The organism is Jeotgalibacillus aurantiacus (genome assembly GCF_020595125.1).
Lineage (GTDB): Bacteria > Bacillota > Bacilli > Bacillales > Jeotgalibacillaceae > Jeotgalibacillus > Jeotgalibacillus aurantiacus.
This window is the reverse complement of record NZ_JACNMS010000002.1, coordinates 1-18,657: the sequence shown is the minus strand read 5'-3', so window position 1 is coordinate 18,657 and position 18,657 is coordinate 1. Positions and strand designations below refer to the sequence as shown.

The following is an 18,657-nucleotide window of genomic DNA, read 5'->3' as shown; positions in this document are numbered from 1 at the left end:
GGACGTACGGCAGGGTGACTGGTTAACACGTATCTGTTATTCTGTTCCGCCCTCGTAGGCACCAATAATTTTTGAAACCAGCGGATGTCTCACTACATCGGTTTTTTCGAGGTACTGAAACCCGATTCCCGTTACATTACGCAGCCGTTTCTGTGCTGCCACTAAGCCCGACTCCATCCCCTTCGGCAGGTCAACCTGACTCTGGTCCCCGGTAATGACCATTTTCGAGCCAAATCCGAGTCGTGTCAAAAACATTTTCATCTGTGCGTTGGTTGTATTCTGCGCTTCATCCAGAATGACAAATGCATCATCCAGCGTCCGCCCTCTCATATAGGCAAGAGGTGCAATCTCAATGATCCCTCTTTCAATGAACCGCTGCGTCTGATCGGGGCCCAGCACATCATTCAATGCGTCATACAGCGGGCGCAGATAAGGATCCACCTTTTCTTTTAAATCCCCCGGCAGGAAGCCGAGGCTTTCTCCCGCTTCGACAGCAGGGCGGGTCAGGATGATTTTCTTCACTTTATTATTTTTCAGTGCATGTACAGCCATCACAACGGCCAGGTACGTTTTCCCTGTCCCCGCAGGACCAATACCGAAAACAAGATCTTTTTTACGAATCTCTGTAATGTACTGACGCTGTCCCATTGTTTTGGCCCGGATGGACTTTCCTTTGGCACTTTTCGTTATTTCTTCATTATAGAGTTCATTAAAGTACTCAATTGTTCCTCTCAAAGCCATCTGTACCGCATAAATGACATCCCGCTGGCTGATCTGAATACCTTTTCTGATTACTGCCAGCAATTCATTAATGACTTTTCGGGCACGCTCAATGCCTTCTTCGGTGCCTGTAATACGCAATGATTCGCCTCTTGACACAATCGTTACATCCAGGTCTTCCTCAATGGTTTTTAAATGAGCATCTGATGTTCCAAATAAAGCTACGGCTTCATTCGGGTCTTCGAGTGGGTAATCCACAGTAATTCGCTGTTCAATCATTCGCGTGTCTCCTCAGTAAAAGGTTTAACTTCAGCAATTTCTTCTAATGCTTGGTAATAGATTGTTAGCTTTACTTTACCATTCTCAATTTGTTCATGCAAAATTTTTTCCTTCAGGATTGTGCCCGTCCCATTTGTTAAGGCTAGAACCTCTTTGGCCCCGATTTTCAGTCCTGCTTCCCTTATTTGTTGTTTCGTTAATCTTTTCTTTATCTTTTTTACTTCTCTATTTTCCGTTTGAATCATGGTGAACGGCAATTCCCAGCCAAACCATTCAAAAGATTTGATTTTTCTATTCGTCTGTTGGATGCCAAAATGCTCTTTATTAATGTGAATGTCAGGTGTTTTTGTACTGCCTGCCTGTAGTGCATAAGAGTCGTATTCTTTTCCCGACAAAGAATACACGATGGTGTTTTCAGGTATGACAACCTCTGTTTCATACCATGTGTGCGCATAAACTTCACCTGATGCGCGAACAGCTTTTTCTTTTCCTTCAGCACCGATGAAGCCCGATACGAGCAGTTCTCCTTTTTTTACAACTTGATAGCGCTCCTTTACCGGCGTACCAGCTTCAATTAACATCTTCTGTACAGTACCTGTTTTTGAAGCGACGAGATGGGCATTCTGATTTTTTGAGGCTGGTGGCAGTTCCTTCTTTTCTCTAATATGTACAATGAGTCTCGTTCCCTTCCAGTCAAAGCCTGCCCATGAAATCTGCTCAATATTCTGATAAAGTTTTGAAACCACTTCTTTCTCTGTTGGCAGTTGTCTTAACAAAGCTCCACTTTGATAACCTTTCTCCCGCAGGAGCATTTCTGTTTCAAGCCGGACCTCGGGACTTCCTCCCACCACCTCAATCCCCCATAAAAACTGTAGACCTCCCCAAAAAACCAGGCAGGCAAGACAGGCAGCAATGATCATACTCATCTTGCTTCGCAGCCTTAAAAGGGAATAATAAGCCCCTCCCCCCTGGGACAATGACACTTTGCAGCCTTTTTTAAATGCAGCACGCCTTAAGCTTCTCATAGCCTGGATAGGTATAAGAAACGTGATTTCTTCCGGAGCTGATTCTTTCAGCATCTTAACTTCAATTTTTTTCTTCGAAAGTTCAGCGAGCAGAGAGTTTCTCCCATCGCCTTTCACCCTGACGTGTACATACCCTGGAATGGCGTGTTTCATTCCGACTGTCCTGCGTCATAGTCAATTTTCACATCTTCAACCATTCCTCTTATCGTGACCTGTTCTCCTGTCATAGCAGAAATCAGCAAATCCCGGCCGGCAACCAGCACTTTTCCGCAACCTGAAGAAAATGCAATTTGTCTGTCTGAATAATAAAGCAAACCTTTATGATTTTCGATAAATAAAAGCTGTCTGCCAATCCAGACAATTTTCGGTATGTCATAGATCAAATCATCAGGTAGTCTAAGCAGAGCTTGAGCCGATTGCATCCATTTCGTTTTCATAAAACAGCCCTCCTTCTGTTTACTATATGTAAACAAAAGGAGGGCAATGAAAAACTTTATCTTTTATTTCCACGGTAATGCTGTTTCGATCGCGGTGGTCCAAGAACTTCAGAAAAAATGATTCCGTTCACGAGGTCCTTTGAATCCAGGCCATCATTGATCGTGAGGTCCGATTCCTTAATTGGATCTTTTTTCGATTTTAATGATGAAACTCTTGGCGCTGAAGCAGGTTTTTCGACTTCTATTTTTGCGGCAGCGGCCTGTTTCACCCGATCAGGTCTTTTTACAGGTTGTCTGCCTGTTTTTGATTTTTCAATCTCAGCACGCTGCTTCTCATACTCACTGGCAAGCTCTTTTGCATGACGATCAAACGTTTCACGCAGATTTTTTGCTTTTTTCTGAGGCTGCTGCTGATTGGTTTGCGGCACAGGAGCAGGTTTAGGCTTTTCATTCGGCTCCTCTTTTTTCTTCTGATTATTGATGAGACTGATGACCCCAGCAATAATGGCCATGATAATCAGTTCCATGGAGCAGGCCTCCTTTCATTCCCGGCCTTATTTTTTCTTGCTGTCATCTTTGCCACCGGAGATCTTTCCGATAGAATCGCGCATCCCCGTATCAGCATCAATATTTTTAATATTCATGTAGTCCATTACGCCAATATTTCCTTCACGAAGTGCTTCAGCCATCGCAAGCGGTACCTCTGCTTCCGCTTCCACAACCTTCGCCTTCATTTCCTCAACGCGGGCTCTCATTTCCTGTTCCTGCGCTACGGCCATGGCACGACGCTCTTCCGCTTTCGCCTGGGCAATGTTCTTGTCTGCCTCAGCCTGTTCAGTCTGAAGTTCAGCACCGATGTTTTTGCCGATGTCAACATCCGCAATATCGATCGACAGAATTTCAAACGCTGTACCTGAATCAAGACCTTTACCTAAAACGGTTTGTGAAATCAGATCAGGATTTTCAAGCACTTTCTTATGGTTATCACTTGAACCGATTGTACTGACAATGCCTTCACCAACACGGGCCACAACTGTATCTTCACCCGCACCACCGACAAGACGGTCAATATTTGCACGTACCGTAATACGCGCCTTTGCTTTTACTTCAATCCCATCCATTGCCACACCGGCGATAAATGGCGTTTCGATTACCTTAGGGTTTACACTCATCTGAACAGCCTGTAAGACGTCACGACCCGCAAGGTCAATCGCAGCACAGCGTTCAAAGGCAAGCTCAATATTCGCACGCTGGGCAGCAATGAGTGCGTTTACCACGCGGTCTACGTTACCACCTGCAAGATAGTGGCTTTCAAGCTGATTAATGCTGACATCCACACCTGCTTTATGTGCTTTGATCATCGGATTAATGACGCGGCTTGGAATTACCCTTCTTAATCTCATCCCGATTAACGTAAAGATGCTGACTTTAACACCTGCAGCCAATGCCGAAATCCATAGCGTAACCGGTACAAATGTAAACAGCACACCAAGGGCAATCACGGCAGCTACAACGATAATAATTAATGTAATTGCTTCTGTTCCCATTCCATTCACTCCCTAAATTTAATTAACTTCTCTGACAACAATTCTTGAACCTTCAACTTTTACGACTTTTACATCCTTATCCTTATCGATGTAACTGCCTTCCGAAACGGCATCAATGCGTTCATCTGCAATGATGATGGTACCGGATGGTCTGAGGGCCGTTCTTGTTTTACCAATCTGGCCGATCAGTTCATGACGGTTCACATTGGAAACGTAGCCGCTTTCAGTATTCGTTGAATCACTTAAAATAATTTTCTTTAATAGGTGAAGGTTTTTCCCTAAAAATTTCACCATAATCACCATCCCAATTACTCCGGCAAGTATTGCAATAGAAACTGCGATTCCCATATATACAATACTGTTACCGGCAAGTAAGATACTTGCAATGACCGCCGCAAGCCCGGCTATACCAAGAATACCGCCGGGGACAAAAAACTCCGCTATGATCAGCGCAATCCCGATCAGCAGTAAAATGACGACCTCAAGACCAGCCAACCCCGCGACGAGATGCCCGAAGAAAAACATCATCAGAGCAACGAGCCCCATAGTGCCTGCCACACCGAAGCCGGGAGAATACAGCTCTACCACCAGCCCGATGCTTGCAATAGACAGCAGAATCGGAACCACGATTGGATTAGTGATAAATCGTGCTACATTCTCAAGGAATGTGGGCTCAAGGTTAATGACCTCCGCATCCTCATATCCAAGTGCCATCAATAGTTCATCGATACTATTAACCGTACCATTTGAATAACCAACTTCTTCAGCAACCGCCGGGGTTAATGTCAAAAGCTCCCCCTCTTCAACAATTCCGGGAATTGACACGGATGAATCAACCATAGCTTCAGCGATTTCAGGGTCTTTTCCAGAATTAACAGCAGCATTTGTCATCGCCGCAAGCCAATTGCTCTGAGCCTTAAGGTCAGCGTCACCACCAGAAGATGTGATTACCGCTGCAGCACCCATTTTTCCATTTTCAGAAAAATATATGTCGTCTGCATTTAAAGCGATATATGCCCCCGCTGAAATGGCGTTTGGATTGACGTAGGCAATAATTTCAAGATCAGTATCAGAAAAAATTTCTCCTATATCTTCCGCGGCATCCACAAGTCCACCCGGTGTATCAAGCTCAAATACAATTGTTTCCGCGCCGCTTTCTTCTGCTTCATTAATGGATCTTTGTAAAAATGAAGCAAGCCCCCGTTCCACCTCGTTTTCAATCGGTGCCACAAAAACGGTACGACCGGATGCTGAAGCAGGATGAACAAAAGAAATAAGCGAGAAGATGACTGCAGCAGCTAAAAGCAGTACAACTCCTTTACGAATCACTGAGATCCCCCTTTCCCTAAAATATAGCTTTGACTTTAATACGTATGTACTTTTAAAAAGTTTCAAAAAAAACTGATTCTTATTACATTTTGTGCAGATCGGATAAAAATAATCAAGCCGCGACATGTTTTGTCGCGGCTTGATTTGTGTACCGAACTGATTCATGTAATAAAAATCAGTTTTATGATAAGTGCTGAAGAACCTTTTTATTAACAAGCGCTCCATCAGCTTTACCTTTAACTTTCGGCATAATTGCACTCATTACCTTGCCCATATCAGCCTTAGAGGAAGCATTCGTCTCTTTAATCGTCTCGATGACTACTGATTCAAGCTCTTCTTCTGTTAACTGCTTTGGCATATAGGTTTCAAGCAGGGCAATTTCTTGCTGAAGCTTCGCCGTCAGATCATCTCTGCCAGCAGCTTGAAACTCCTGATAGGAATCTCTTCGCTGTTTAAGTTCACGGCTTAAAACAGTAAGCTCCTCTTCCTCAGTCAGTTCCTGGCGATTCAGTCTGTAACCTTCATTCTGAAGAGCAGACTTCACCATCCTGATCACAGAAAGACGATCTTTTTCTCTGTTTTTCATAGCCGTTTTCATATCCTGATTAAGCTGATTGACTAGACTCACTTCATGCACCTTCTATTCCTATATTAGAACTTGCGCTTTCTTGCAGCTTCAGACTTTTTCTTACGCTTTACGCTTGGCTTTTCATAAAATTCACGCTTTCTGAACTCCTGAAGAGTACCAGCCTTTGATGTAGTCTTTTTAAAGCGGCGAAGAGCATCTTCGAGTGATTCGTTTTTGCGAACGACCGTTTTTGACATCTCTAATTCCCTCCCTCCGAACACACTACGCTTACATATTCAGGCAAAGAGAATAATAAAATATTATTCTTCATTGCATGCAGTAAGATAGGGATACTTACTGGCATTCATGGGGAATTCCCATGTACTTATACAGTATAATATAACAATTTCCACCGGTCAACACCCATTCAGAAGATTCAGCACGAAAAAACCTCCTGACAGAAAAGGCATCTGAAAGGAGGTTTTTTAAGTTGAGTTTAGTAGTCGCTGTCTGCAACCTGTCCCTGAACAATCTGAATACCAGAGCTTGCTCCGATACGTGTTGCTCCCGCTTCGATCATTGCCTGTGCATCTTCAGCTGAGCGCACTCCGCCTGAAGCTTTCACACCAAGGTCCGGCCCTACTGTCTTACGCATTAAAGCGATGTCTTCAGGTGTTGCACCGCCACCATTAAATCCGGTAGACGTTTTAACGTAGTCAGCACCTGCTTCAACTGAAAGCTCACAAGCAGTTACCTTTTCTTCGTCAGTTAAAAGTGATGTTTCAATAATCACCTTTGTAAGGGCTTTGCCTTTTGCAGCAGCTGTTACTGCCTGAATGTCTGTTTTCACAGTCTCGGCATCTCCGCTCTTCAGTGCACCGATATTGATGACCATGTCCACTTCAGTTGCTCCGTCTTCAATCGCCTGCTTCGTTTCAAATGCTTTTGTTTCAGAAGCAGATGCACCAAGAGGGAATCCGATAACTGTACAAACTTTCACATCAGTTCCTGCAAGCAGTTCACTTGAAAGCTTTACCCATGCAGGATTTACGCATACAGACATAAAGCCATGTTCTGCAGCTTCTTCACAAAGTTTTGTGATTTGTTCCTTTGTTGCTTCTGGTTTTAGTAATGTATGATCGATCATTTTTGCGATAGATGTCATGATAAATTCTCCTTTTCGTCAGATGTACGTACCTATTCTAACATTAATCGAATAGAAGCGCTATTTTTTCTTTATGGTGGAAGATGTGATTTGGATGGTGGAACCGGTTCGTCAGGTTACCATAGGAATTTGTGAGCTTCGACCATGAGTTCGTCAGGTTAAACGCGAAGTTCGTCAGGTTAGGCGGCGGGTTTGTGAGTTTGGACAGGAATTTGTGAGTTCAGTGACTATTGGACTATAAATTTTAATCCAACATGAGCCGTCGGACACTTCTGGATGTCCGCGGTACGAGTTCGTGAGGTTACATGAGGAATTTGTAAGCTTCGGCCATGGGTTCGTCAGGTTAGACGCGAAGTTCGTCTGGTTAGGCAACGAGTTTGTGAGCTTAGACAGGAATTTGTGAGTTCAGTGACTTTTGAATCAGACTCTCAAAACAGCCGCCAACACGAAAGATTGACCTGGCACAGTTTGCACAATAAATACCAAAAGGGTGAGACACAAATATGTCCCACCCTTACAGCTAACGGTTATACCGGCATGTGCTCATCCGCCATCACGCGGACAAACTCGCCTTTATTATACGGATAACCTGACTCCGTAATTTTCACTTTGACAAGCTTACCAACCATTTCTTCATTGGCAGGGAAAATCACTTTCAGATAGTTATCTGTATACCCTACGTAAAGTGAACCGGTTGGATCTTCTTTGTACTGTTCTTCCGGGATGACTTCGAGCACTTCATCCTGATAATCGGAAGCATATTCTTTTGCCAGCTGATCTGACAGGGAAATCAGGCGGTGAACCCGCTCGTTTTTCACTTCCTCGTCAACCTGATCATCCATTCTTGCTGCAGGTGTGCCTGTACGTTTAGAGTATGGGAACACGTGCAGCTCTGAGAATTTCTGTTCCTGAATGAAGCGGTAGGTTTCCATGAATTCTTCTTCCGTTTCACCAGGGAATCCAACAATGACATCAGATGTAACAGCGAGACCAGGCAATGCTTTTTTGAGCTTTTCAAGACGCTCTGCGAAAAATTCCATCGTATATTTTCTTCTCATCCGTTTCAGCACCGTGTTTGAGCCGGATTGCAATGGAATGTGAAGATGTCTTACAACCATGTTGGAGCGGTCGATGACGTCGATGACTTCGTCTGTTAACTGGCTGGCTTCGATTGAAGAAATACGGATTCGCTTCAGACCTTTCACGCGTGCTTCAAGATCTGTCAGCAGCATGGCAAGGTTATAATCCTTCATATCCTCACCGTAACCGCCAGTATGGATGCCTGTCAGGACAATTTCTTTGTATCCTGCATCAACAAGCTGCTGCGCCTGTTTGATGACTTCTTCAGGATCACGTGAACGCATAAGGCCGCGCGCCCATGGAATGATGCAGAACGTACAGAAGTTGTTGCAGCCTTCCTGGATTTTCAGCGAGGCTCTCGTGCGGTCTGTAAACGCAGGTACATCGAGCTCTTCGTACGTACGGTTTTTCATAATGTTCGTTACGCCGTTGATCGGCTGGCGCTCTTCACGGTACTGATCAATGTAACCAAGCATTTTTGTGCGGTCCTGTGTTCCGACTACGATGTCAACACCTGGGATCGCCATAATTTCTGCAGGAGATGTCTGTGCATAACAGCCTGTGACACAAATCACGGCATCAGGATTTTTCCTGATCGCTCTTCTGATCACCTGGCGGCTTTTTTTATCTCCTGTATTTGTAACGGTACACGTGTTAATTACATAAACGTCAGACGTTTGTTCATAGTCAACGCGCTCATAGCCATTTGACTTGAAAAGCTGCCAAATCGCTTCTGTTTCATAATGGTTCACCTTACAGCCCAATGTATGAAATGCGACTGTTGCCATTTTGTTCACCTCATTAATTCATAATGGTACGAAATCGCTGCCAGCGCATAGAGCGGAGCGGTTTCCGTACGTAAAATCCGCGGACCAAAGCCGCAGCTGACAGCCTGATTCTGTTCAAGGATGTCTATTTCCTTTTCTGACAATCCGCCTTCCGGTCCCACAATAACAAGAAGCTGACTACCCTCCGGTAAGCGGGACAGGACTGAAGAAAAGTTCGATTTTTCTCCTGATTTCGCCTGTTCTTCATAAGCCGTAATGACGGCATCATAGTCTGAAAATGTTCCGACCAGATCATGAAAGCTGACTGGCGTTGCAATGTCAGGGACGACCGTCCGATGACTCTGTTCTGCAGCTTCCCTGGCGATTTTCTGCCAGCGGTCCGTTTTCTTTTGTCCCTTTTTATCATCCCATTTTACAATGGAGCGATCTGCTTTAAAAGGGATCATGCGCGAAAAACCGAGTTCAGTCGCTTTTTGAATCACAAGCTCCAGTTTATCACCTTTTGGCAATCCCTGTGCAATCGTCACATGAATCGGCAGCTCAGGCGTGCGATCCAGCTTTTCTTCAGCAAGAGCTTCAACTTCAGTATCATTTACTCCGGTTATAACGGATCGATATGCGGTTTGATCTTTGAATACCGCAATAAATGAATCCCCTGCCTTCATTCTCATGACGCGGATCATATGTCTGGCATCATCGCCACTCACGGTAAATCGTTTATCCTCAGGACATAGAATGTCTGTAAAATAACGTTGCATGGCTGATCACTCTTTCGGCTTTTTGGCGATAATGGCTACCCAATCTTCCATTGACAGCACTTCTTCGATCACAAATCCAGACTGAATCAGTGCATCCTTCACCATTTCTTTTTTCTGCTTAATGATGCCGGAAGTAATAAAGGTCCCGCCTTCTGCCGTCAGCTTATAAGCATCATCGGTGAATGTTAAAATGACTTCTGCAAGAATATTTGCCACGATCACTTCGTATGTTTCCTGCTGCTGGTCCAACAGGTTGCCCTGCTGAACGGTCACAATGTTCTCCACTTTGTTTAATTCAACATTTTCTTTTGCTGCTCTGACAGCGACTTCATCAAGATCAAGCGAAAGCACTTTATCGGCTTTTAAAAGTGCAGCTGCAATACTTAATACACCGGACCCTGTTCCGACATCGATGACAGAATCCCCCTCTTTAACGGTGCGTTCAAGGGCCTGAATACACATCACGGTTGTCGGGTGTGTTCCTGTACCGAAAGCCATTCCGGGATCGAGTTCAATAATCAGTTCATCGCTTGAAACTCTTTCATAATCTTCCCACGTCGGGACGATGGTAAAAGTGGAGGAAATCTTGACAGGGTTATAATATTTTTTCCACGCGGTTGCCCATTCCTCTTCGTTGACTTCACTGATCTCGACTTTGTTGGCTCCGATATCAATATCAAACGAAACAAGATTGCTGACTTCCTGTTTGATTCCGTCTACTGTTTCAGCAAGAAAGCTGTTGACCGGCAGATAAGCCTTTACAATAACGCCGCTGTCAGGGTAATCATCCGGATTTAAATCGTAAATTTCACCGAACTGATCTTCACGTTCTTTGTGAAGTTCCTTCGGATCCTCAATGACGACGCCGCTTGCACCTGATTCATGCAGGATATTGGAAATTGGCTCAATTGCCTCATTTGTTGTGTGAATACTAATTTCTGACCACTTCATCAGACCAGCTCCATTTCATGTTTAACCGTATCATGTCATATATGTACCCGCATTCCTGTTTAAGTCATGCGGGTCATGTATTGTTTTTGATCAGTCGCCTTTAAATGCGCGTTTTACTTTATCAAAGAAATTATCATGCTGTTCATCCGGTACATCTCCGCTTACTTCAGCAAATTCACGAAGGAGCGATTTTTGTTTGTCTGTCAGCTTTTTCGGCGTGATGACTTTCACACGGATATGCTGATCTCCTGTACCATAGCCGTGAACATTTTTGACGCCTTTTCCTTTTAATCTGAAGGCTGTTCCTGATTGTGTTCCTGCAGGAAGCTTCCATTTCACTTTGCCGTGAACAGTTGGCACTTCAAGCTCATCTCCAAGTGCGGCCTGAACAAATGTGATCGGCATATCAAGGAAGATATCATCACCTTCACGCTCAAAGATCTCATGTGGACGCACGCGGAATACAACATAAAGATCTCCAGGAGGACCACCGTTAAAGCCCGGCTCACCCTGGCCAGCCACTCTCATCTGCTGACCATCGTCTACTCCGGCAGGGATTTTCACGTGGATTTTCTTGCGTTTCTTCACTTTTCCGTTTCCGCCACACGTTGTGCACTTGTCTTTTACAAGCTTTCCGGAACCTTCACAGTGATGGCAGACACGACGGTTTACAATACGGCCAAACGGCGTCTGCTGCTCTACATTAAGCTGACCTGATCCCTTACAGTGGTGACACGTTTCAGGTTTCGTTCCCGGCTTTGCGCCATCACCGCCGCACGTTTCACACGTCTCTTCTTTTGGAATTTCGATATCCGTTTCTTTACCGAAAACCGCTTCCTCGAATTTAATCGTCATGGTGTACTGCAGGTCATTACCCTGGCGTGGCGCATTCGGATCACGGCGTCTGCCGCCTCCACCGAAAAATGAACTGAATATATCTTCAAATCCGCCAAAGCCATCAAAGCCCGCTCCGCCGCCGAAGCCCTGGTTCGGATCTGTATGACCAAATTGATCGTAGTGCGCGCGCTTCTGATCGTCGCTTAACACTTCATATGCTTCTTTTACTTCTTTAAATTTTTCATCCGCACCGTCTTCTTTATTAATATCAGGATGATATTTTTTCGAGAGCTTACGGTATGCTTTTTTGATTTCTTCTTTGGTTGCTCCTTCAGATAAACCGAGCACCTCATAGTAATCTCGTTTACTCATTTTTACACTCCCCGGGTCCTTTAGCATAAAGGTTATTTTATCACTAATCCGCTTCTTTTCGCAATGACAAAGAAAAAGCCAAAGCACTGACATCCGTGACTTTGGCTTTTTCTGAGCTCTTTAATTATTTCTTGTCGTCGTCTACTTCTTCAAACTCTGCATCGACAACATTGTCATCAGAAGAATTACCTTCAGCATTTTGCTGTTCAGCTTCTGCTTTCTTCGCTGCTTCTTCATACAGCTTCATTGATAAAGCCTGAAGAATTTCCTGAAGCGCATCTTTTTTCGTTTTGATCTCTTCGATCTCGTTTTTCTCGATCGCTTCTTTCAGCTCATCACGTGCAGCTTCTGCTTTCTTCTTTTCTTCTTCATCGACATTTTCACCAAGGTCAGAAAGTGTCTTGTCTGTCTGGAAAACAAGCTGGTCTGCTTCATTGCGGACTTCCGCTTCTTCTTTGCGCTTCTTGTCTGCATCAGCATTTTCCTCAGCTTCTTTTACCATACGGTCGATCTCTTCATCAGATAAGCCTGTAGAAGATTTGATTGTAATCTTCTGCTCTTTTCCTGTACCAAGATCTTTTGCACTTACGTTTACAATACCGTTTTTATCAATATCGAACGTTACTTCGATCTGTGGTACGCCACGAGGTGCCGGCGGGATATCTCCAAGCTGGAATCTGCCAAGTGTTTTGTTATCCGCTGCCATTGGGCGTTCACCCTGAAGCACGTGAATATCAACCGCATTCTGGTTATCAGCAGCTGTTGAGAATGTTTGAGATTTCGATGTCGGGATCGTTGTATTACGCTCAATCAGAACGGTAGATACACCACCCATTGTTTCGATACCAAGTGATAATGGTGTTACGTCAAGAAGTACAACGTCTTTTACATCACCAGTCAGTACGCCACCCTGGATCGCAGCACCCATTGCTACTACTTCATCCGGGTTAACACCTTTAGACGGCTCTTTACCTGTTTCTTTCTTGATCGCTTCCTGAACAGCAGGAATACGTGTCGATCCACCAACAAGGATGATTTTATCAATCTCAGAAGCTGAAAGACCTGCATCTTTAATCGCTTGACGAGTTGGTCCCATTGTACGCTCTACAAGTCCTGAAGAGAGCTCTTCAAACTTTGCACGTGTCAGGTTCAGTTCAAGGTGAAGAGGTCCAGCTTCCCCTGCTGTGATAAATGGCAGTGAAATCTGAGTGGATGTCACACCTGAAAGGTCTTTTTTCGCTTTTTCAGCAGCATCTTTTAAGCGCTGAAGAGCCATTTTATCTTTAGAAAGGTCAATACCGTTGTCTTTTTTGAATTCTGCTACAAGGTGGTCGATGATGACCTGGTCAAAGTCATCTCCTCCAAGACGGTTGTCACCTGCTGTTGAGCGCACTTCGAATACGCCATCGCCTAGTTCAAGAATCGATACGTCAAATGTACCGCCACCTAGGTCGTATACAAGAATTGTCTGATCTTCTTCCATCTTATCAAGACCGTAAGCAAGTGCTGCAGCTGTCGGCTCGTTGATGATACGCTCAACTTCAAGACCTGCAATCTTTCCTGCATCCTTTGTTGCCTGACGCTCGGCATCGTTGAAGTAAGCTGGTACGGTGATCACCGCTTTTGTTACTTCTTCACCAAGATAGCTTTCAGCATATGATTTTAAGTACTGAAGGATCATTGCGGAAATCTCCTGAGGAGAATATTCCTTACCTTCTGCTTCTACCTTATGAGCTGTACCCATGTGGCGCTTAACAGACATAATTGTGTTCGGGTTCGTAATCGCCTGACGCTTCGCTACTTCCCCAACCTGTTTTTCACCATTTTTAAACGATACAACAGATGGTGATGTGCGGTTACCTTCCGGATTGGCAATTACTTTAGGCTCTCCGCCTTCAAGAACGGCCACACATGAATTCGTTGTTCCCAAGTCAATTCCGATAATTTTACTCATTCCAAATCAGCCTCCTGTTTCAAGTCTTTTCGTTATTCGTTCACTTTTACCATTGAAGGACGAATGACACGATCCTTAAGTTTATATCCCTTTTGAAGTTCTTCAGTAATGATGTTGGATGCGACTCCTTCTTCGGAAGACTGCATGACAGCCTGGTGAAGGTTAGGGTCAAATTCCTGTCCAACAGACTCAATGACTTCTACCCCTTCCTGTTTCAGGGCTTCTAACAGACTCGCATGAACCATTTTCATCCCTTTCAGAAGAGATTCTGATTCATCATTTGTCACTTCTATGTTAAGCGCGCGTTCAAAGTTGTCGAGTGCAGGAAGAATTCCTGTCACAACATTTTGAGCACGGTATTTTTGAAGGGTTTCATTTTCTTTTTGAATACGGCGGCGATAGTTATCAAAATCAGCACGCAGACGCAGATAGCGGTTTTCAGCTTCCTCAGCCTTTTCCTGCCAGTTCTCTTCTGCAGCATCCTGTGTACCTTCTTCGCCTTCTGCTTCAGATTTCACTTCCGCTTCGACCGCCTCAGTTTCAGGCTTTGTCTCTTCAGCAGTTTCCGTGAATTCCTGACTGTTTTCTTTTTCAGACACACTCATTCACCTCCTTGAAATACGGTAGTGGTTTTCCCTGTTCACAAACAGCTAAACCACATAATGAACTGCCGGTAATCAGGTTTTGATACCCGGCAGTTTTTTATATAACGGATTGCGGGGGGATTTTTCTCCCGAATCTATATAACGGATTTAATCCTGTTCCGTTTCATAAAATTTTGATAAAGCCTTTGAAAGATCCATACTCAGCACGTTCAACAGACTGATCACCCTTGCATATTCCATTCTTTTCGGACCAAGAATGGCTAATGCTCCACTTTGTCCGCCTATGACTGGGAACGTTGCAGTAATAAGCGAAATGTCGCTGAGCGCTTTATCGTTGTTTTCAGTACCAATTTTCACCTGAATACCCGACCCTGAATTATTTTTAATAATCGGATAGAGAGAGTCCTCTTTTTCAATCACATCCATAAACATACGCAGCTTATCAATATTGCTGAATTCCGGCTGGTTCATCATATTCATTTTGCCGCCAAAAAACAGTTTGTCATGAACGGGAATGTTCAGGATTTCTGCGATCGCTTCGATCATCAGGTCATAGTTGGCAATGTGCCGCTTAATAAACAGCGCAACCTCTTTATACATCTTATCCTGAAGTTCCACTAACGGCGTTCCGGTCAGACGGTCATTTAACACACGCACCATCTGTTCAATGTCATCCGGATTCAGTCCTGAAGGGATGGAGAACCTCCTGCTTTCAACATGGCCAGTGTCCGTTACGATGATGGCAATCGCACTTTCACGCGTGATCGGCACAATCTGAACATTTTTCACCCTGTTTTCCTGCAGCTCGGGTCCGAGCACAACGGACGTATAACTGGTCAGTTCTGAAAGAATTTCAGCTGAACGCTGTACGATATTTTCCATCTCCATAATCCGGTCCGCAAAAATCGACTGGATTTGAGACATATCTTTTTTCCTCAGTGCATGAGGAGCTAAAAGATGATCTACATAAAACCGGTATCCTTTTTCAGAAGGCACTCTTCCTGATGAAGTATGTGTTTTCTCTATCAGTCCCATTTCCTCGAGGTCCGACATTTCATTGCGGATCGTGGCTGAACTGAAAGGGATTTCCTCCTTTTTGGACAGGCTTCTCGAGCCTACCGGCTGGGCAGAACGAATGAAATCATCAATAATCACTTGAAGAATAAGTAATTGTCGATCTGTTAACATGTTTCATCACCCCTGTTAGCACTCCTTAATTTCGAGTGCTAAATCTAACATTAAGTTATCAAATGATGATTTCACTGTCAACGAGTTCGCATTAATTTATCCCAAGAAAAGCCTGAAAAACTTCATTGCCTAAAAAGCGCCCTTCCTTTGTGAGCTTCAGCCGGTTTTGATCGAACTCTAAAAGATGTCTTTTTGTCATTTCCTGAATCGGCCCGCTGAATACCTGATCCATTTCTTTTCCGTATTTCTGAAGAAAAGTGTCACCTGACACGCCTTCTGACATTCTTAGTCCGAGAAATAGTTCCTCTTCCATTTTCTCATCGAGCGTGACTAGAGCTGAGTGTAAAACCGGCTCATTGCCCTCTTCCACTGATTGAATATATTTGTTCACAGGGCCGATATTCGAGTAGCGGACGCCATCAATGTATCCGTGAGCACCTGCTCCAAGGCCTAAGTAGGATTCATTTTTCCAGTACACTTTATTGTGTTCACTTTCAAACCCCGGAAGTGCAAAATTACTGATTTCATATTGACTACGACCGGCTGCCTCCATCTGTTTCATCAACAGCTCATACATCGCCGCCTCAGCATCCTCACCAGGCAGCGGCAGCTTCCCTTTTCTCATCAGGTTATAAAAAACCGTTTTAGGTTCAACAATTAATGAATAACCGGAATAATGCGGCAAATCCAGCTCAATGGCTTTTTTTAAGGTGTCTTCAAAATCCTCGAGTGTCTGATCCGGGAGAGCGTAGATCAAATCCACACTCAGGTTTGTGATCCCGGCCTTCTGAGCGTCCTCAATGGACCTGTAAACATCAGACGAGCGGTGACCCCTGCCGATTCTCTCAAGCAGCCGGTCGTTAAATGACTGCACACCAAAGCTCAATCGGTTAACACCATGATTTTTAAGCACCTGAATTTTATCCGGTGTTAAATCACCTGGATTGGCCTCAAACGTATATTCTGCTCCTTCTTCGAGCTGAAAATGACGGCTGATCCCTTCACATAGCTGTTCAAGCTGAGCGGCTGTCAGGGCAGTCGGTGTCCCTCCACCGACAAACACTGTTTTCACCCGGTGTCCCTCGTTCGTTTTCATGGAGAATTCACGGATCAGCATATCAATGTATTTTTCAACGGGCTGACCTTTCATAAATACCTTATTGAAATCACAGTAATGACAGATGTGATGACAAAATGGAATGTGAATATAAATTGACGAGCTCATAATCATTCCTCTTTTCACGCAAAAAGGGGATGAGCGCTGATCTCGCAGCCTCTTTTCCCCTTCTTTTTTATAATGGGCTTATTTTTCCCCTTCATCCATCTGAAGGACCGCCATAAATGCTTCTTATGGTAATGGTAGTACGGAGTGTATCTTAATGTATTCTATTGTATTTAGCAATTAAGACAGATCAAGGGTGTATCTGTTCAATTAGTATCTTATCATCATTTTTTATATTTTTGTTTATCTCAATGTATTTTATTAAAACGGTGGCACTAGGGTGGAAAACTTATTTAATGGAGGGAATATAAATGAATACATTAGAGCAGTTAAAGCATTCATATAGAAGAAAATTAGAATCCTATAAGAGATGGCTTGAGAAAAATCCGGATTCTTCAATTCATTATGAGGTTACAGCACAAATCGAATTGATAGAAGAGCTTTTAATTGATTTGGATCAGGTCCAATCATTGGAATGATTGTAGGTTTTGGTGGAGACGGTGGGAGTCTGCACTATAAATATCAGATATGATGATTTTTCATCATAAGCGTTGATATAGCTGAATTTCGTAATTGTACAAATTTACAAATAAACATATCTGATGATTATTCTGTGACCACGTTGTGACCACGAACCAAGTTTTGAAACCAATTACCCTCTATTCATGTATACTATTGGTAATTACATATTTAGGGGGTATTCTATGCTTATACTTTTGATCGGACTTGTGTTCTTATTGTTTTTACTCTTAATTGCAGCAGTTATTCTACTTGCATTTAAGAGAACACGAAAAGCCGGAGTGATATCTACATCTATAACCGCTCCATTATTTTTAGTTGTATTGGGAGTTACGATTTTTTATGGTGCTCAACCTGCAACTGAGGATTATGTAGCTCGTGCAAATTCTTATTCTTATAGTGAGTTTTTAAATGGGGAAGTAGAAGAAAATGAATCTGTACGAATCCGCGGAGAGGTTCTTTCATTAAATGGTCAAGATGTATCTAAGGGTGAAGAATTCATTTTAATTACTGATAATAATGAGCACTACTTGGTACATCATTCAGCTACTGATACCGATTGGGTTAATAATGAATCTAATACTGAAGTGTATGGAAACTTTAAAGGAATTTCTGATGATGGTGAAACACCAGTGATCGAAGCACTAATCATAGAATAAAAAATCCCCTTGCTATACTTATGGCAAGGGGATTCACTATATTTGTCCTTATCACCACATAAGAACAGGTAGTGAAATTGGCAAAAATATTATATCATTCCACAAATTCCATGCCAACCACATCTTCGAATTTTATCTTTCGTTTAAATAATTGTTCAGTGTCCATCAGTATATATCGATCCAAGAAATGAATATATGTCACCCTCCCCCGGATCTTCTCACGTTTTATCTTTTCGTGTACATGTAAATCAATCGTTTGGTGCTGCTCACATGACTCCTCGATAGACATAAATATTTGCTCCATGACCTGCTCATCCATGATCGGTTTTTCTTCTGCTTCATACTCGTTTTTAAGATAGTCCTTCAACATGGCTACATGCTCAGGCATCATCATACTGGTCCACTTGATCGTGCCACGGTCTTTATCGTTGCTGTCCAATTAGATCACTGCCTTTTCACGTTTAATCACAAGAACAACAGAAAGAATACTATCGTATTGGAATGTACGGACAGCACCGCGCTTTAAACAGAAAGCCGTAAATGAGTTCTCGCCCAACTGCCTGATCTTGATCCTCCGCTCCGAACATAAGCCTGTTTTGTCCATATAGATCATCTTAACGGTATGTCCCTGCTGCCTATACTTGAAGAGCTTTT

General features: G+C 43.6%; 21 protein-coding genes. 2 read left to right on the top strand and 19 right to left on the bottom strand.

The genetic code is table 11. From position 1 onward, the window contains the following. Positions 1 to 36: 36 nt before the first annotated feature. The 17 genes from H7968_RS04815 to hemW form a co-directional block, all read right to left on the bottom strand. A complete protein-coding gene (locus H7968_RS04815; protein WP_227395113.1) occupies positions 37 to 999 on the bottom strand; it encodes a PhoH family protein in 963 nt (320 codons plus the stop codon). Beyond that, the gene (gene yqfD / locus H7968_RS04810; protein ID WP_227395112.1) at positions 996 to 2,177 is read right to left on the bottom strand and encodes a sporulation protein YqfD; all 1,182 of its coding nucleotides are present in this window, start codon (positions 2,175 to 2,177) and stop codon (positions 996 to 998) included. The genes H7968_RS04815 and yqfD overlap by 4 nt, the downstream gene beginning before the upstream one ends. After that, positions 2,174 to 2,461 carry a YabP/YqfC family sporulation protein gene (locus H7968_RS04805; RefSeq protein WP_227395111.1) on the bottom strand — a complete coding sequence of 96 codons (288 nt, stop codon included), beginning with the start codon at positions 2,459 to 2,461 and terminating at the stop codon, positions 2,174 to 2,176. The genes yqfD and H7968_RS04805 overlap by 4 nt, the downstream gene beginning before the upstream one ends. Positions 2,462 to 2,517: 56 nt before the next feature. Next, positions 2,518 to 2,988, bottom strand: coding sequence for a hypothetical protein (locus H7968_RS04800; RefSeq protein WP_227395110.1), 471 nt, complete (start codon positions 2,986 to 2,988; stop codon positions 2,518 to 2,520). A 27-nt stretch (positions 2,989 to 3,015) separates the two neighbouring features. After that, on the bottom strand, positions 3,016 to 4,008 hold the full coding sequence (gene floA / locus H7968_RS04795) for a flotillin-like protein FloA (protein WP_227395109.1): 993 nt from the start codon (positions 4,006 to 4,008) through the stop codon (positions 3,016 to 3,018). 18 nt (positions 4,009 to 4,026) lie between these two features. Beyond that, on the bottom strand, positions 4,027 to 5,337 hold the full coding sequence (locus H7968_RS04790; protein ID WP_227395108.1) for an NfeD family protein: 1,311 nt from the start codon (positions 5,335 to 5,337) through the stop codon (positions 4,027 to 4,029). 181 nt (positions 5,338 to 5,518) lie between these two features. After that, positions 5,519 to 5,965: a GatB/YqeY domain-containing protein gene (locus tag H7968_RS04785; protein ID WP_227395107.1), complete on the bottom strand. Its 447-nt coding sequence runs from the start codon at positions 5,963 to 5,965 to the stop codon at positions 5,519 to 5,521. A gap of 23 nt (positions 5,966 to 5,988) precedes the next feature. Further along, positions 5,989 to 6,162, bottom strand: a complete 174-nt coding sequence (gene rpsU / locus H7968_RS04780; RefSeq protein WP_039809800.1) for a 30S ribosomal protein S21 — start codon at positions 6,160 to 6,162, stop codon at positions 5,989 to 5,991. A gap of 239 nt (positions 6,163 to 6,401) precedes the next feature. Further along, the gene (deoC, locus tag H7968_RS04775; RefSeq protein WP_227395870.1) at positions 6,402 to 7,073 is read right to left on the bottom strand and encodes a deoxyribose-phosphate aldolase; all 672 of its coding nucleotides are present in this window, start codon (positions 7,071 to 7,073) and stop codon (positions 6,402 to 6,404) included. A gap of 524 nt (positions 7,074 to 7,597) precedes the next feature. Then, positions 7,598 to 8,938 (bottom strand): tRNA (N(6)-L-threonylcarbamoyladenosine(37)-C(2))-methylthiotransferase MtaB, encoded by a 1,341-nt coding sequence (gene mtaB, locus H7968_RS04770; RefSeq protein ID WP_227395106.1) that lies wholly within the window; start codon positions 8,936 to 8,938, stop codon positions 7,598 to 7,600. A gap of 5 nt (positions 8,939 to 8,943) precedes the next feature. After that, positions 8,944 to 9,696, bottom strand: a complete 753-nt coding sequence (locus H7968_RS04765; RefSeq protein WP_227395105.1) for a 16S rRNA (uracil(1498)-N(3))-methyltransferase — start codon at positions 9,694 to 9,696, stop codon at positions 8,944 to 8,946. A 6-nt stretch (positions 9,697 to 9,702) separates the two neighbouring features. Beyond that, positions 9,703 to 10,647 carry a 50S ribosomal protein L11 methyltransferase gene (prmA, locus tag H7968_RS04760; protein WP_227395104.1) on the bottom strand — a complete coding sequence of 315 codons (945 nt, stop codon included), beginning with the start codon at positions 10,645 to 10,647 and terminating at the stop codon, positions 9,703 to 9,705. A 90-nt stretch (positions 10,648 to 10,737) separates the two neighbouring features. Continuing rightward, entirely contained in the window at positions 10,738 to 11,856 is a 1,119-nt protein-coding gene (dnaJ, locus tag H7968_RS04755; RefSeq protein ID WP_227395103.1) for a molecular chaperone DnaJ, read from the bottom strand. A 124-nt stretch (positions 11,857 to 11,980) separates the two neighbouring features. Then, entirely contained in the window at positions 11,981 to 13,810 is a 1,830-nt protein-coding gene (gene dnaK, locus H7968_RS04750) for a molecular chaperone DnaK (protein ID WP_227395102.1), read from the bottom strand. Positions 13,811 to 13,842: 32 nt separating this feature from the next. Beyond that, a complete protein-coding gene (gene grpE / locus H7968_RS04745) occupies positions 13,843 to 14,415 on the bottom strand; it encodes a nucleotide exchange factor GrpE (RefSeq protein ID WP_227395101.1) in 573 nt (190 codons plus the stop codon). Positions 14,416 to 14,562: 147 nt separating this feature from the next. After that, complete coding sequence (gene hrcA / locus H7968_RS04740; RefSeq protein WP_227395100.1) at positions 14,563 to 15,603, bottom strand: heat-inducible transcriptional repressor HrcA; 1,041 nt, start codon at positions 15,601 to 15,603, stop codon at positions 14,563 to 14,565. Between the two features lie 91 nt (positions 15,604 to 15,694). After that, positions 15,695 to 16,828 (bottom strand): radical SAM family heme chaperone HemW, encoded by a 1,134-nt coding sequence (hemW, locus tag H7968_RS04735; RefSeq protein ID WP_227395099.1) that lies wholly within the window; start codon positions 16,826 to 16,828, stop codon positions 15,695 to 15,697. Positions 16,829 to 17,136: 308 nt separating this feature from the next. On the opposite strand from hemW, the gene H7968_RS04730 reads away from it, so the two are divergent. Together H7968_RS04730 and H7968_RS04725 are read left to right on the top strand one after the other, a co-directional pair. Next, positions 17,137 to 17,304: a hypothetical protein gene (locus H7968_RS04730; RefSeq protein ID WP_227395098.1), complete on the top strand. Its 168-nt coding sequence runs from the start codon at positions 17,137 to 17,139 to the stop codon at positions 17,302 to 17,304. A gap of 225 nt (positions 17,305 to 17,529) precedes the next feature. After that, positions 17,530 to 18,003, top strand: a complete 474-nt coding sequence (locus H7968_RS04725; protein WP_227395097.1) for a hypothetical protein — start codon at positions 17,530 to 17,532, stop codon at positions 18,001 to 18,003. A gap of 94 nt (positions 18,004 to 18,097) precedes the next feature. Here H7968_RS04725 and H7968_RS04720 read toward each other — a convergent pair whose 3' ends face one another. Both H7968_RS04720 and H7968_RS04715 read right to left on the bottom strand, forming a co-directional pair. Then, on the bottom strand, positions 18,098 to 18,442 hold the full coding sequence (locus tag H7968_RS04720) for a YolD-like family protein (RefSeq protein WP_227395096.1): 345 nt from the start codon (positions 18,440 to 18,442) through the stop codon (positions 18,098 to 18,100). Further along, the coding region (locus H7968_RS04715) for a transcriptional regulator (RefSeq protein WP_227395095.1) at positions 18,443 to 18,657 on the bottom strand (215 nt) is incomplete at its 5' end.

Bases quoted from the DNA above. Each gene is read 5' to 3' on its own strand.
- H7968_RS04800 (WP_227395110.1), bottom strand. From the start codon at position 2,988: ATGGAACTGATTATCATGGCCATTATTGCTGGGGTCATCAGTCTCATC.
- rpsU (WP_039809800.1), bottom strand. From the start codon at position 6,162: ATGTCAAAAACGGTCGTTCGCAAAAACGAATCACTCGAAGATGCTCTT.
- H7968_RS04805 (WP_227395111.1), bottom strand. From the start codon at position 2,461: ATGAAAACGAAATGGATGCAATCGGCTCAAGCTCTGCTTAGACTACCT.
- grpE (WP_227395101.1), bottom strand. From the start codon at position 14,415: ATGAGTGTGTCTGAAAAAGAAAACAGTCAGGAATTCACGGAAACTGCT.
- H7968_RS04725 (WP_227395097.1), top strand. From the start codon at position 17,530: ATGCTTATACTTTTGATCGGACTTGTGTTCTTATTGTTTTTACTCTTA.
- mtaB (WP_227395106.1), bottom strand. From the start codon at position 8,938: ATGGCAACAGTCGCATTTCATACATTGGGCTGTAAGGTGAACCATTAT.
- prmA (WP_227395104.1), bottom strand. From the start codon at position 10,647: ATGAAGTGGTCAGAAATTAGTATTCACACAACAAATGAGGCAATTGAG.
- yqfD (WP_227395112.1), bottom strand. From the start codon at position 2,177: ATGAAACACGCCATTCCAGGGTATGTACACGTCAGGGTGAAAGGCGAT.
- hrcA (WP_227395100.1), bottom strand. From the start codon at position 15,603: ATGTTAACAGATCGACAATTACTTATTCTTCAAGTGATTATTGATGAT.
- H7968_RS04730 (WP_227395098.1), top strand. From the start codon at position 17,137: ATGAATACATTAGAGCAGTTAAAGCATTCATATAGAAGAAAATTAGAA.
- H7968_RS04765 (WP_227395105.1), bottom strand. From the start codon at position 9,696: ATGCAACGTTATTTTACAGACATTCTATGTCCTGAGGATAAACGATTT.
- dnaK (WP_227395102.1), bottom strand. From the start codon at position 13,810: ATGAGTAAAATTATCGGAATTGACTTGGGAACAACGAATTCATGTGTG.
- hemW (WP_227395099.1), bottom strand. From the start codon at position 16,828: ATGAGCTCGTCAATTTATATTCACATTCCATTTTGTCATCACATCTGT.
- floA (WP_227395109.1), bottom strand. From the start codon at position 4,008: ATGGGAACAGAAGCAATTACATTAATTATTATCGTTGTAGCTGCCGTG.
- H7968_RS04815 (WP_227395113.1), bottom strand. From the start codon at position 999: ATGATTGAACAGCGAATTACTGTGGATTACCCACTCGAAGACCCGAAT.
- dnaJ (WP_227395103.1), bottom strand. From the start codon at position 11,856: ATGAGTAAACGAGATTACTATGAGGTGCTCGGTTTATCTGAAGGAGCA.